Source organism: Granulicella sp. S190 (assembly GCF_009766095.1).
GTDB lineage: Bacteria > Acidobacteriota > Terriglobia > Terriglobales > Acidobacteriaceae > Edaphobacter.
The window spans coordinates 199,028-211,969 of sequence record NZ_LMUD01000023.1; the positions used below are offsets into that span (position 1 = coordinate 199,028).

Here is a 12,942-nt window from a genome sequence, read left to right on the forward strand (position 1 = left end):
GCTGCGGCCAAAGAAAGATTGGAAGAGATCATGTCTGAGAAGAAGGTTGTTGAAGCGGTAGATCTGTCGAAGCCTGCGGGTGAGGGGATGGTTCGCGTGACGTTTTTGCCAGAGGGCAGGACGGTGGAGTTCCCGTTCGATACGCTGCCGTATGAAGGGCACGGATTGCCGATGTCGTTTCTGGATGTAGCGGAGAACTATGAGATTTTTCTCGACCATGCCTGCGGGGGAGTGTGCGCTTGTACGACCTGCCATATCCATGTGAAGGAAGGCGCGCAGGGGATCAGCGAGGCTGAGGACCTTGAGCTTGACCGGATGGAGACGGCGGCGGATATTCAGCTGAACTCGCGGTTGGGATGCCAGGCGGTGATCGAGAAGCCAGGAACATACGTGGTGGAGATTCCGAAGTGGAATCGGAACTATGTGCAGGAAGGCAAGCCAAGCCACGGTCCTGGGGCTTAGGTTTGATCTTGCCTGCCGGCACTGTTGAATTGGGCCTGCGATGAGGCGATGAGCGCATCCAGGCTGCAGCTGTGTCAGGCAGGGAGAATTCCGTATTTTGATTCCAGGAATGTCTTGAGATCCTGAGGAAGCGTGGTTGCGAGTTCCTGCCAGGTGAGGAGTTTGAGACGCCAGGCAAAGTCGGGGGCGTGGACTGCGGCCAAGACGGAGTACCAGATCTCGATGAGGTCGTGGCGGCGGCTGTCGCAGAGGACGCAGAAGGATGCGTTGGCGGCGAAGGCGGCGAGGACGTTGCGGATGAGCTGGTAGCCCTGAATGATTGTGCGTGAAGGTGTTGACGTTGTAGTTGGCCGTGCCGATGGGGGGTCTTCCAGATCGGAGTAATCCGCAGTGGGCGGATGCGTGGGGGAGTGCGTGAGGATCTTGTGGGGAAGGCGTTCAATGTCGAAGACGGCTTCCAAGTCGCGATAGCGCTCGATGAGACGCAGGCTAGCTGTCTGGAAGTTGGATTCGGTGAGCTTGGCTTCCACGAAGAGATTGCCTAGTTGAAGATCTATCTCGGTGCGGTCTTTGAGAGGTTCGATGGGTTGCGGCGGTTGCTCGAATACGCCGTTGTTGCTGAAGAGTGGAACTTGCTCCCGCTGGTGAATGGCGTGCGAGGCTTTCTTTCTGTTAGGTGCGCGGGTATTTCTTAGCGGGACGCCTGGGTGGATGCCGAAGTCTGGTTGCGCGGTTGAAGGAACTCCGAGAAGGTTGGCGACGGTGTGGTTCAGGTGGTCGTCGGAGAAGACGGCGGGATGGCAGAAGATGTTCATCAGGAGCGCGTCGGAGCTGTTGGCGCAGTCGAGCTCTTTCCAGTGCCAGTCGGCTCTTGCGCGAACGCGTCGATGAGCGGTGTGGACCTTGAGGAGGCGACGGGACCAATCCGGGTTGGCGCAGATGGCGGCGTAGCTTGCGGGATGGAAGTTGCCGTGGCGGCCCTGCTCAGCTTGTTCTTCATGGCCGAAGATGATGCTGGGCTCGGTGCCCGCAGTTTGCTCGTAGAGGAGACCGTTGGTGGTGGCGAGGTGCTGGGCGCGGGCGTTAAGGTCGCAGCGTAGGAGTGAGGCCGACCATGCGGCGGTAGTTTGATGGGAGTGCGCCATACGAGTTTCTTGTAGTCTTTTGTGTGGGTGACGATTAGTGCCCAAGACCAGTTTATGGGAGATGCTATGTCGCGCGAAATTGAGTGGACAGATTCGGAAGAGATTGGGATTCAGCTGCAGGAGAAATATCCGGAGATCGAGCCGTACTCGGTGCGATTTACGGATCTGCATAAGTATGTGACGGAGCTGCCGGGGTTCGTGGGGGATCCGACGAAGTCGAATGAGGGGATTCTGGAGGCGATTCAGGCGGCCTGGAATGAAGAGTGGGAGGATGCGAAGTAGTCACCTTTTTACTGACTGGCCTCGTTCGCGATCTTATTTGGGTAATGATTGGGTGTGCGGCTAGGTGCTTTTGCGGCGGAGTATCTGTGCAGGGAGTTTCGATCCCGTTGCTATCAATGTGATGTAGGCAGCGATGGCCCAGGCTATGCTTGCCGCGGCGATGGTGATGACGTCCTTGGGATGGCTGGAGACCGGTGGCAGGAAGCGCGAAGCAGATGCGGTTGCGGCGTAGGCGAGCAGCGCAGCGAGGAATGATCGGCCAAGTTCGGCAAACTCGAGGTCGTGGAAGCTTACCAGGCGTTTGCGATTGAGCAGGTAAGCGAGTGAGGCGGTCTGGGCCAGGATGCCGATGTCGGATGCTATGGCCAGACCTTCAAGGCTGAAGGTGTGGAATAGGGCAGCGTAGATGGGGATTGAGAGCAGTGTGATGACGGTGCCGGTGATAGCTGGGGTCTTAGTGTCGCTTGCCGCGTAGAACGCTCGTGCGTAGATTCCCTGCACAGCCCATATGGCGAGGGTAACGGCGAGGACGCGGAAGAGATGGGTGGTGCCTGCGGCGTCTGCGTGGTTGAACTTGCCTCGGCGGAAGAGGTCCATCAGCCATGGCGCGAGGGCGACCATCCAGGCGGAGACAAGCATGCCGACCGAGAAGAGTCGCGAGACCGAACGCGAGACGGATTGGGAGAAGTCTGCGAGGCGCTTCTGCTGAAAGAGAGAGGCAAAGAAGGGGAACGAGGCGGCTCCGGCGGCGGGACCGATTACGTTGAAGGGGGCGTTGAACAGGTCTTTCGCGTTGCCAATGAGGGTGATGCCACCATCGCGCAGGGAGGCATAGTAGTTGAGGAAGATGCCATCGAACATGACGAGCGAGACGCCGATCATGAGCGGCAGAGAGAGCTTGAGCCACTCGATGAATGCGGGATCGCGGAAGCCGATGATGGGTCGATAGCGGAATCCGGTGCGGAATGCTCCGATGGAGTTGAGAAGGGCAGAACCGAAGAACGTGCCTGCGAAGACTCCAATGGCGAGTGAGGTAACGCCGAACTGGCGGTGCAGGAGGACTGCCCCGACGATGATTCCTGTGTTGTAAATGAGCGGCGTAAAGGCCTGGTAGAGGAAGATCTTGCGCACCTGTAAGCGCGAGCTCATGACACTGCCGATGAAAAAGAACAACTGAGCCGGGATGATGATGCGGGTCATGCTCGTGCACAGTGCGGCTTTGGCGGGATCGGTACGAAAGCCTTTGTTCGCGAGCAAAACGTACTGGGGAGCGAAGATCTCTGCCAGCAACACACCAATGCCGAGGACAACGAGCATCGTAGTGAGGATGACCGAGAGAGCGCGGTCTCCGCCTTCTTCGTCGCCAGCTTCGCGATAGCGGTTGAGCACGGTGATGAGCGAGATAGAGGCAGCGCCGCCAATGAGGAAGTAGGAGATGAGGTCTGGTAGTTTGAAGGCGGCCCGGTAAGCATCTTGTGCGACGCCAGCGCCGAAGAGAGAGTTGATGTACCCGATACGGACCAGGGCAAGGAAGCCGGAGAACATCGTCGACAGCATGAGCAGGATGGTGGCGGAGAAGGCGCTGTGCGTGGCGGAGGGACGAAGAAAGGCAAAGGCGCTGCGGCGAGGCGGTACGAGCGGCGGGTTGGGATCTTCGTTGGTGGGCACAGGCTGAAACGATTTTATCGGGTGGGCTTATGCTGATGGTTGGCGGGGCTGGTTCTGGTGAGGAGATGGTTTGGAGAATTTTCGGTTGCGCGTGTTTCGGGCGGTGGCGGAGGAGATGAGCTTTCGCAAGGCGGCGGAGGCGCTGCATCTTAGCCAGCCAGCCGTGAGTCAGCATATTCGCGCGCTCGAAGAAGAGGCTGGGGTACAGCTCTTCGATCGCGCCCGAGGCGCAGGACATGGAAGCCAGATCTCGCTGACCGAGGCGGGAAGGGTTTTACTGGGGTTTGCTAACGCTGCAGCAGAGACGATGGTAGAGGCACGACGGGCTCTTGCTGGGCTGAGTGATGCGATAGATGGTCCGCTGAAGTTGGGGGCTTCTACGACGGTGGCACAGTATCTGTTGCCTCGAATTCTTGGGGAGTTTTTGAAGCAGTATCCGCAGGTGAAGCTCTCCCTGGTTAGTGGGAATACGGAGCAGATTGTGGAGGCTGTGGCAGAGAAGAGGGTAGCGCTGGGGATTATTGAAGGGCCTGCAATGCGGCGGGAGCTGAAGACTGAACGCATGGTGCAGGACGAGATGGTGCTGATTGCGAGTCCGAATCATGCGTGGGCAAGGCGTGGGGGTGGGGCGATTGAACTGACGGAGCTTGCCAAGGTGCCGTTATTGCTGCGGGAGCGTGGGTCGGGGTCGCGGCGTGTGGTGGAGAGGGCGTTGAAGGGTGTCGGGCTGCCGTTGCGATCCCTGCAGGTGGCGATGGAGTTGGATTCGACAGAGGCGATCCTGTCCGGCGTGGAGGCGGAGCTCGGCGTAGGGTTTGTTTCGCGATGGGCCCTGGGGAAGGTTTTGCAATTAGGCGCGGCGAAGGTGATTGCTGTGAAGGGGCTGGAGATTCGGCGGGACTTCAGCTTTGTGAGGCTGGCAGGTGCGGAGGTAACAGGGGCTGCCGCGGCATTTCAGCGGTTCGCGATGGGGACAGTGGAAAGAAAATAGACGATTGGACTGATAAGTAATACTTATCGGCGATTGAAAAGTACGTCTCGACTGCTGGGATAGACCGGCTCATGCTGGATGCATGTGGAAGAAGAATCTTTTCTATATCGGGATCATCGTTTCGGCGAGCGGGCTGATCGGGCCTCCGCTTGCGTTGGCTGCGGGGCTCGCGTTTGGCTTGACGACGGTGCATACCTTTCACGAAGAGGGGCGTAACCTCTCCAAGTTTCTGCTGCAGGCGGCGGTGGTTTGCCTGGGGTTTGGAATGAATCTGAAGGAGGTGGTGCATGCGGGTGCTTCAGGCTTCATGTACACGGCTATCAGCATCACATTTGCGCTGGCGTTGGGAGTTGCGTTGGGCAAGCTGCTGCAGGTGGGAAAGACGCAGTCGTTGCTGATCAGCTTTGGAACGGCGATCTGTGGAGGAAGCGCGATTGCAGCAATGGGCCCGATTCTGAATGCGAATGAAGAGGAGATGGCGGTCTCGCTAGGAACGGTGTTCGTGCTGAACTCGGTGGCGCTGCTGACGTTTCCGTTGATCGGGCATCTGATGCACTTTACCCAGACGCAGTTTGGACTGTGGGCAGCTTTGGCGATTCACGATACGAGTTCGGTCGTGGGCGCAGGAGCGAAGTACGGGCCGACAGCGCTGGCTGTCGGGACGACGGTGAAGCTGGCGAGGGCACTATGGATTGTGCCGCTGGCGATCGCTACGGCGATGCTGAAGAAGAGCAACGCGAAGGTGCAGTGGCCGTGGTTTATTTTGTACTTCTGCGTTGCGGCGGTGATGGCTAGTTATGTACCGAGATATCTGCCGCAGTCGGTGGCGTTGTTCTCTGATCTGAACCGGCTGGGCCGCGCGGCGTTGACCGTGGTTCTGTTCCTGATAGGGACGAGTATCACGCGAGCGACTCTGAAAGAGGTTGGCGTGAGGCCGATGGCGCAGGGGATCACACTCTGGATTGTCGTGGCCAGCCTTTCACTATGGGCCATTCATGCGGGATGGGTGGCGCTGTGAAGAGCTAGCGGTCAGGAGACGGCGAAACAGCCTTCGACTCTTCGTCCTGATCTTTGAATGGGTCTTTCCAGTGGATGGGCAGGGTATTGCCGCTACTTCTCTTCTTTATTTTGATGCTGGACGAGAGGGAGAGGCTGGCGATGGTGAAGCTGACCATCTGCCGCTGACTGCAACGGAGGCAACGGACGGGATAGCGCATGAGCAGTATTTCGGTGAGGTCTTCCGACCGCACACTGGAACGGCGAAAGCTCTGGCCAGAGCAGTACTGGCAGCGGATGGGGACGCCGTTGCGCGGATCGACTCCAAGGTAAGGGGCGCGGCTATGCGAGGAGTGAGGGCGATGCCTGCGGCGGTTGCGTGCGTCGTAATCGTCTTTGAAGTTCATCTTTAGCTTTTATTTTCTTCGGGAAGAAGAGGCAGATCGAAGAGTCTTTCCGGAGCTCTGCGCGGGGCGTGTGGGGTACGCGGGGCGCGGATTGGGTGGACAGTCGGGCGTGCGGGTGGCTTTGAGAGTAACGTGTGAAGGTCGCGAAGATCTTTCTGCAGTTTATGGAGCTGCCGCGAATCTGGGCCGGGGTCGGTGCCTTCGATGGTAAGAGTGAGCTGCGGCTCTCTTTGCTTGAGCTCGCTTTTGAAGACCTGCCGCGCACCGGGAATAGTGTAGCCCTCGTTGTAAAGGAGGCTTTTGATGCGGAGTGCCATTTCGACGTCACGGCGCCGATAGAGACGCTGGCCGGTGCCGCCCTTGTGCGGTTTGAGCTGAGGAAACTCACTCTCCCAGAAGCGCAAAACGTAGGCGGGAACATCGCAGAGTTTGGCGACCTCGCCGATGCGGAAGTAGAGCTTGTCCGGGATATCGGATCCGGAGGATGGGGTGGTTTTGCGGATTGGCTGGTGCTGGGCCATGCCAGAAGCTCCGTGAACCGCCTGCCCGGCGGGTGTAGCCTACATTCGGCTGCTGCCAGTATAGGCCACTCCCTTGAACGCGACATCTAATTTTCGTGGGCTGAGCCTGTTGAATTCAGGCACTTGGGGTGGAGACGGGCTGGCGCGGCTCGGTTTTGCCACGGGCGCTGCGTAGGTATTGAACTGGCCACGTGCCGGGCTGGTGGAGCATTTCGGCGGCGTGGAGGGGCCAGTAGGGATGACGGAGGAGTTCGCGCGCCAGGAGAACGAGATTTGCCTGCCCGGTGCGGATGATCTGGTCAGCCTGGGCGGCCTCGGTGATCATGCCAACGGCACCGGTTGGAATCTCTACCTGGCGATGGATGGTTTCGGCGTGGTGGACCTGATAGCCAGAGCCTATGGGGATTTGTTGAGCCGGGTGGTTTCCGCCGGTGGAGACGTCAACCAGATCGACTCCAGCCTGCTTGAGGAGGCGGGAGAGGGCAACGGATTGAGGCAGATCCCAGCTTGGACCGAGGGATTCGGGCGCCCAGTCGGTAGCTGAGATGCGGACGAAGACAGGGAGATGCTGGGGCCAAGCGGTGCGAACGGCGTGGACGATCTCGAGTGGGAAGCGGGTGCGGTTTTCGAAGCTTCCACCGTACTCGTCGGTGCGGTGGTTGGAGAGCGGGGAGAGGAACTCATGAAGGAGATAACCGTGGGCGGCGTGGATCTCGACGAGGTCGAAGCCTGCGGCCTGGGCGCGGTGGGCGGCGGCTACGAAGTCAGCGACGATCTTGTCCATGCCGATGCGATTGAGCGCGGCGGGCAAGGGATAGGCTTCGTCGAAGCGGATGGCGGAGGGGGCGACGGGTTGCCAACCGCCTTCGGAGGCGGGGATGGTGCGTGGTTTTTCCCAGGGAACCGCCATGCTGGCTTTGCGTCCGGCGTGGGCGAGCTGAGTGCCCGTGTAGGATCCGTGTTGATGGAGGAAGGTGGTGATGCGTTTGAGCTCGGGGATGTGATCGTCTTTCCAGATGCCGAGGTCGCCGGGGGTGATGCGGGCTTCGGGGCTGACCGCGTTTGCCTCGGTGAGGACGAGGCCGGCGCCGCCGATGGCGCGGCTTCCGAGGTGGACGAGGTGCCAATCGTTGGCGAAACCGTCGACGGAGGAGTATTCGCACATGGGAGAGACGGCGATGCGGTTGGGTAGAGTGAGGCTGCGAAGCTTGAGGGGGGCAAAGAGATGGTCGGTGGGCTGAGTCACGTCCCTTTGGATGTTGCTGGAGGGTGGTTGGATGTGGGGAGACCGGCTTCGAGGGCGGATTAAATTGGCTGGTGGTCTTTTGCAGGGTTTTTTGGGGAAAAGCCAGAGTTTATTGTGGTTTTTTGGTGGTGGAGATGTGGTGAAATGCGTGGTGAACGTGGTGAGTAGACCGCGCTTATTTCAAGGTCGAAAGATACGCCAAGAATTCCGGATTTTTTTTGCGCAAGCAGAGAGACGGAACCCGAAGCGTCAAGACAGCGTATTGTTTCTCTGACTGGATGGAGGTTGCGATGCGAGTGAATCAGTGGATCACTGCGGCGATGGTAGCGGCAACGATAGCGATGAGCGGCTGCCGGATTGAGAACGACAAACATGGCGATGCCGATAACGTGAAGATCGCTACGCCATTTGGTGGGATGTCGGTGAAGACGAATGAGTCGGCGGTGGTCGACGGAATTGGGTTGCCGGTGTATCCAGGGGCCGTGATGGTGAAGAAGAAGGATAAGAACGATGGCGCGGCCGATATCAATCTGAGCTTCGGCAGTTTTTCGCTGAAGGTGAAGGCGGCCAGCTACACAACACCTGATAGCCCGGATCTGGTGACGGCGTTCTACCGCAAGGCGCTAGGACGGTACGGCGATGTGATTCAGTGCCAGAACGACAAGCCTGTGTCTTCGCAGACACAGACAGCGGAGGGATTGACCTGCGCGGACGATCAGAAGAACCACATCAAGGTGGACAACGATCTCTCCGGGAAGGTGGAGCTGAAGGCCGGATCGAAGCAGCACCAACACATTGTGGGGATCGATCCAGATGGAGGCGGAACGAAGATCGGGATGGTTGCGTTGGATCTGCCGGGACATCTCTCGGTCGGCGATGGAGATGATTCGAATAAACAGTGATTAGTTTCAAAATACCCGCTGCGCGCGGGGCGGTCACTTCGTGACTTGTATACCCTTTCGGGTGGCGCTCCCGTTGGTTGCTGGAGATATTTCCCGCCGACTATCAAGAGGCTCGCACGAAGTGGCTGCTTGCTCTGTCTTGTGGGGTGGGATAGCTTCTTAACATATGCATGAGTATTGTCACCGTTGTGGAGGCGAGCTTTCCGCCAGTGTTGGCGAATCGCCGTTCTGCCCCCACTGCGGTTCTCCGCAGCTGTATCTGCAGGACTATGAAGAACAGACGGATGGCTCCGACGGCGCGACGACTGGTGCGCCGCCACCTCCGAGTCCGCAGCAGGTGGAGTGGAAGACTGCGATTCGGTGTGCTCTGCTGGTGGCGGGTGTGGCGGCGGTGCTGAGCGTGGTGTCGTCGCGAGTGCAGTTGGTGTCTCCGCTGAGCTGGCTTTGGACGATCAGCGGGTCGATGATTACGCTGGCGTTGTATCAGAAGCAGAAGCCTCTGGCGTGGATGGATGCCGGGGTTGGGGCGCGGATCGGCGTGGTAGTGGGTCTGGCGCTGGTGACGTGTCTTGCGGTTGCGATGGCGGTTGCGGGACTAGTGGCACGGTTTGGACTGCATAGCATGGCGGGGTTTGATGCGGAGCTGACGCAGGCGCTGCATGCTCAGATTGAGAAGGCGGCTGCAACGACGCCGGAGCCGCCGGAGGTGGTGCGGTTTTTGTACTCGCCCGAGGTGAGGGCGGGGATCATGTTGGCGGGGTTCGCGATGGTGTCTGGTGTGCTGCTGGTGCTTTCGACGGTAGGTGGGGCGCTGGGTGGATTTATGCGGATGAGGCGGAAGGTTTCGGCATAGGGCAACTGGTGAGGGTGGGGTACGACCTTTGTGGTAGTTCCTTCGTATAGAGGCAGTTGAACGCCTGCGAGGCGATGAATTCCGTGGTCGGCCGGATTAGGTTCTGCTATACACAGCAGAGAGATTATGAAAGCCACTTTGTTTTGCTGTGCTCCTCTGCTGGTTCTTTCTGCCTTCGCGTTCGGTCAAAGCCCGACTACACCAGAACATATTCCTGTTAAAAATTTGCCTCTTGCAGAGCCTGCGTCAGGTATGAAAGCCGCGAGCACAATCCTTGATTATTCAAATGAGCCTGCTGTGATTCGGCATCTGGATCGCGTTTACCAGACGGAGACCGATGGCACAGGCTGGCGACTAGTAACGACATCGGTTCAGATGCTAACCGAGGGTGCGGTAAAGCAATTCGGTGTGCTTGGTATCGGCTATGCAAGCAGCTCGGAGACCGTAGAGATTGTTTATGCCAGGGTGAAACGTCCGGATGGCACGGTAGTGGAGACGCCTGTAAGTGGCGCGATAGAGCAGCCCGATCCTGTGACGCAAGCAGCGCCCTTTTATAGCGATTTGAAGCAGAAGCAGCTTCCGATTCGGAGTTTGAGCGTCGGTGACACCTTGGAGTGGCAGGCGAAGGTGGTGCGTAGTAAGGCGGAGGCACCGGGGCATTTCTGGGGACAGGAGACGTTCTTTGACAATGCGGTAATTCTGTCTCAATCGGTGGAGTTGCGGGTGCCGAAGGATGCTTTTGTAAATGTGTGGAGCCCGACCTTGAAGCCGACGCAGACGGCTGCTGGTGGATACCGAGTGTTTCGATGGGAGAATTCGCAGCTGAAGCCTACGGTGGGCAAAGATGCGGATGCGGAAAAGGAGGCAAAGAACAATCTGGTATGGACCCCTGAGCAGGAGTTGGAGGAGACGCAAGGGAAGCTGCCTACGATTGCGTGGACTAACTTCAAGAGCTGGGAGGATGTGGGTGGGTGGTATCGAGGTCTGGAGAAGGATCGAATCGAGCCTGATGAGGAGATTAAGGCCAAGGTCGCGGAGTTGACGGCTGGAAAGATAACAGAGGAAGAGAAGGTTCGCGCGGTGTACGCCTATGTGGCAACGCAGATCCGTTACATCGGAGTTGCGTTCGGTGTTGGCAGGTATCAGCCTCATCGCGCGGAAGACGTGATGCAGAACCGCTATGGCGACTGCAAGGACAAACACACGCTGCTGGCTTCGATGCTGGAAGTTCTGGGTTTGCACCCGGATGCGGTGTTGATTGGCGCGGGGATTCGGTTCAACGAGGCGGTACCTTCGCCTGCTGCTTTCAATCATCTGATCACGATGGTTCCTGTGGGTGGGAAAGATGTGTGGCTGGATGCAACGGCTGAGGTCGCTCCTTACCAGATGTTGACGTACTCAATTCGCGACAAGCAGGCGCTGGTGATTCCAAGTACGGGGATGGTGGCGGTGGAGAGGACGCCTGCGAAGCTGCCCTTCGCACCCTATCAGACGATGCATGCGGAGGGTTCGCTGGATAAGGATGGGACCTCGAACTCCCGGCTGTCGATAACGTTTCGCGGCGATGACGAGTTGGTGCTGCGAAGTGTGTTGCGACAGCTATCGCCTGCGCAGTATGACCAGGTGGTTCAGCAGATGTCACAGAATCTTGGTTATCAGGGAACGACGAGCCACGCCGAGGTAAGCAGACCGGACGAGACGGCTGAGCCACTGAAGATCAGCTATGACTATAAGCGAGATAAAGGAGGCGATTGGGAAAACTATCGAATTCTTCCGCAGGTTGCGCCCGTGTTGCTGACGAGACCGGACGAAAAGACACCTCCGACTCGCGCGATTTCGCTCGGTGTTCCAAGGATTGAGACTTCGAGGGCGGAGATGAAGCTGCCGGAGGGTTGGGGCGTTGAGTTGCCAGAGGCGGTCCATCAGAAGTCAGCCTATGCGACGTATGACGAGACGTACCGGTTTGAAAAAGGAACTCTGTATACGGAGCGGCGAATCGAGGTGCTGCAGGAAAAGGTTCCGGTCAGTGATTGGAAGAGTTACAAGAAGTGGGCGGATACGGTTGATCTGGGAAATGATCAGTATGTGCAGCTGACCGGGATGGCGGGTAAGGCAGTGGTGGATGCTTCGGCCGGATCGGCCCCTGGAAATGAGGAGGCGCAGAAGTTGGTGGAGGAAGCCTATAACGAGATTCAGATGGGCCATCCGGATGCTGCAAAGACCAAGTTGGATAAAGCTAAGGAGCTGAACGGAAGGCAGGTGTGGTTGTGGAGGACCTATGGATTTCTGGCATACTCCCACGGTGATGTTTCTGCTGCAATTGAAGACTTTCAACAAGAGGTGAAATTGCATCCGGAGCAGCACGCGATGTATGGGCCTCTTGCGGAGGCAGAGATTAGGTCGGGTCGGGTCGCAGAGGCAAAAGAGACACTGAAAAGTTGGGCCGCCGTCGATAAAAGCAATTCGCTACCTTCGGTGAGGTTGGTACAAGTGCTCTTAGACGAGAAAGATGCGAAGGCGGCAGTGACGGAGGCAGAATCGGCTATTACCAAGCTTCCAGCCGAAAATAAGAACGATGGAGCTCTTCAGTTGGAGTTGGGTCGCGCAGAGCTACAGGCTGGAATGAAAGATAAAGGTCGTGTGACACTCCTTGCGCTAATGCGCAGTACAGAGGATCCGCTGATGATGAACAACAGCGCCTATGAGTTGGCAGACGCTGGTTTAGAGCTTGAGGCCTCCGAAGCAGCTACCCGGACTGCACTAGCGAAGATGGAGGAGGAGAGTAAGACTTGGACGCTTGATGAAAGCCCACAGATGCTGGCTGCCAAGTCGCGATTGATTGCTGCGACGTGGGACACTATGGGATGGGTTCTTTATCGCCAAGGGAAGACGGAAGAGGCGGAGAGCTATCTTGGAGCGTCTTGGAGGAATGATCAGAGTGCAGATGAAGGAAAGCATCTGGCGGTGCTTCTAGAGAAGAAGGGTGACAAAACCGCGGCTTTGAATATGTACGAACTGGCGGCCGCAACAATTTCGGACTATGACGCGACGGGCGCGAAGAAAGCTCCAGGGGAGCAGAAGATCGAGTTACAGAAGGACGCGGAGGCGCTGAGGAAGATAGGCGTGATTTCGTCGACGCATGACGCGCATAAAACTCTCCAGGAACAAAGGACTCTCCCGCTGGGCGCGGCGAAGGGCCTTTCTGGGAGGGCTGAATATCGCTTGTTGATGAACGATGGCAAGGTGGTTCTAGCAAAAGCGGTGAGGAGTTACGGTTTGAGTGGTGGAGAAGAGCGGTTGAAGGCGTTGCCGGTAGTAGGGTTTATGCCGGCGGGTTCGCAAGCCAACCTTGTGCGGACGGGGATGATGGACTGCCATGCAAATGTCTGTGAGGTGGTGCTGGAGCCTTAAGCCGCGGTGGATACGTTTGGGCTGGGTGTCGGTCGTTCTATCAGATGGGTGGATGCTG

12 protein-coding genes are annotated in these 12,942 nt (G+C 58.0%); 7 read left to right on the forward strand and 5 right to left on the reverse strand.

Annotated features, from left to right (window positions below; translation table 11 throughout):
• The first annotated feature begins 30 nt into the window (after positions 1-30).
• Complete coding sequence (locus GSQ94_RS14190) at positions 31-462, forward strand: 2Fe-2S iron-sulfur cluster-binding protein (protein ID WP_158944521.1); 432 nt, start codon at positions 31-33, stop codon at positions 460-462.
• A 74-nt stretch (positions 463-536) separates the two neighbouring features.
• Here the strand turns inward: GSQ94_RS14190 and GSQ94_RS14195 are convergent, their stop codons facing one another.
• A complete protein-coding gene (locus tag GSQ94_RS14195) occupies positions 537-1,607 on the reverse strand; it encodes a hypothetical protein (protein ID WP_158944522.1) in 1,071 nt (356 codons plus the stop codon).
• Positions 1,608-1,673: 66 nt separating this feature from the next.
• Here GSQ94_RS14195 and iscX point away from each other — a divergent pair, with 66 nt between their 5' ends.
• The gene (gene iscX / locus GSQ94_RS14200; protein ID WP_158944523.1) at positions 1,674-1,889 is read left to right on the forward strand and encodes a Fe-S cluster assembly protein IscX; all 216 of its coding nucleotides are present in this window, start codon (positions 1,674-1,676) and stop codon (positions 1,887-1,889) included.
• A 60-nt stretch (positions 1,890-1,949) separates the two neighbouring features.
• Here the strand turns inward: iscX and murJ are convergent, their stop codons facing one another.
• Complete coding sequence (murJ, locus tag GSQ94_RS14205; protein WP_158944524.1) at positions 1,950-3,557, reverse strand: murein biosynthesis integral membrane protein MurJ; 1,608 nt, start codon at positions 3,555-3,557, stop codon at positions 1,950-1,952.
• A 70-nt stretch (positions 3,558-3,627) separates the two neighbouring features.
• Here murJ and GSQ94_RS14210 point away from each other — a divergent pair, with 70 nt between their 5' ends.
• Positions 3,628-4,548: a LysR substrate-binding domain-containing protein gene (locus GSQ94_RS14210; protein WP_158944525.1), complete on the forward strand. Its 921-nt coding sequence runs from the start codon at positions 3,628-3,630 to the stop codon at positions 4,546-4,548.
• Between the two features lie 82 nt (positions 4,549-4,630).
• Complete coding sequence (locus tag GSQ94_RS14215; RefSeq protein ID WP_158944526.1) at positions 4,631-5,566, forward strand: YeiH family protein; 936 nt, start codon at positions 4,631-4,633, stop codon at positions 5,564-5,566.
• Between the two features lie 4 nt (positions 5,567-5,570).
• Here the strand turns inward: GSQ94_RS14215 and GSQ94_RS14220 are convergent, their stop codons facing one another.
• The 3 genes from GSQ94_RS14220 to GSQ94_RS14230 form a co-directional block, all read right to left on the reverse strand.
• A complete protein-coding gene (locus GSQ94_RS14220; RefSeq protein ID WP_158944527.1) occupies positions 5,571-5,951 on the reverse strand; it encodes a hypothetical protein in 381 nt (126 codons plus the stop codon).
• Positions 5,952-5,953: 2 nt separating this feature from the next.
• Positions 5,954-6,472, reverse strand: a complete 519-nt coding sequence (locus tag GSQ94_RS14225; RefSeq protein WP_158944528.1) for a MerR family transcriptional regulator — start codon at positions 6,470-6,472, stop codon at positions 5,954-5,956.
• Positions 6,473-6,587: 115 nt separating this feature from the next.
• Complete coding sequence (locus tag GSQ94_RS14230; RefSeq protein ID WP_158944529.1) at positions 6,588-7,718, reverse strand: NADH:flavin oxidoreductase/NADH oxidase; 1,131 nt, start codon at positions 7,716-7,718, stop codon at positions 6,588-6,590.
• A gap of 290 nt (positions 7,719-8,008) precedes the next feature.
• On the opposite strand from GSQ94_RS14230, the gene GSQ94_RS14235 reads away from it, so the two are divergent.
• The 3 genes from GSQ94_RS14235 (at position 8,009) to GSQ94_RS14245 (ending at position 12,884) form a co-directional block, all read left to right on the forward strand.
• On the forward strand, positions 8,009-8,620 hold the full coding sequence (locus GSQ94_RS14235; protein ID WP_158944530.1) for a hypothetical protein: 612 nt from the start codon (positions 8,009-8,011) through the stop codon (positions 8,618-8,620).
• 166 nt (positions 8,621-8,786) lie between these two features.
• Positions 8,787-9,473, forward strand: coding sequence for a hypothetical protein (locus GSQ94_RS14240; RefSeq protein ID WP_158944531.1), 687 nt, complete (start codon positions 8,787-8,789; stop codon positions 9,471-9,473).
• Between the two features lie 297 nt (positions 9,474-9,770).
• Complete coding sequence (locus GSQ94_RS14245) at positions 9,771-12,884, forward strand: DUF3857 domain-containing protein (RefSeq protein WP_158944532.1); 3,114 nt, start codon at positions 9,771-9,773, stop codon at positions 12,882-12,884.
• Positions 12,885-12,942 lie beyond the last annotated feature (58 nt).

Coding starts and splice junctions, on each gene's coding strand:
- GSQ94_RS14190 (WP_158944521.1), top strand. CDS start 31: ATGTCTGAGAAGAAGGTTGTTGAAGCGGTAGATCTGTCGAAGCCTGCG.
- GSQ94_RS14195 (WP_158944522.1), bottom strand. CDS start 1,607: ATGGCGCACTCCCATCAAACTACCGCCGCATGGTCGGCCTCACTCCTA.
- iscX (WP_158944523.1), top strand. CDS start 1,674: ATGTCGCGCGAAATTGAGTGGACAGATTCGGAAGAGATTGGGATTCAG.
- GSQ94_RS14215 (WP_158944526.1), top strand. CDS start 4,631: ATGTGGAAGAAGAATCTTTTCTATATCGGGATCATCGTTTCGGCGAGC.
- GSQ94_RS14220 (WP_158944527.1), bottom strand. CDS start 5,951: ATGAACTTCAAAGACGATTACGACGCACGCAACCGCCGCAGGCATCGC.
- GSQ94_RS14225 (WP_158944528.1), bottom strand. CDS start 6,472: ATGGCCCAGCACCAGCCAATCCGCAAAACCACCCCATCCTCCGGATCC.
- GSQ94_RS14235 (WP_158944530.1), top strand. CDS start 8,009: ATGCGAGTGAATCAGTGGATCACTGCGGCGATGGTAGCGGCAACGATA.
- GSQ94_RS14240 (WP_158944531.1), top strand. CDS start 8,787: ATGCATGAGTATTGTCACCGTTGTGGAGGCGAGCTTTCCGCCAGTGTT.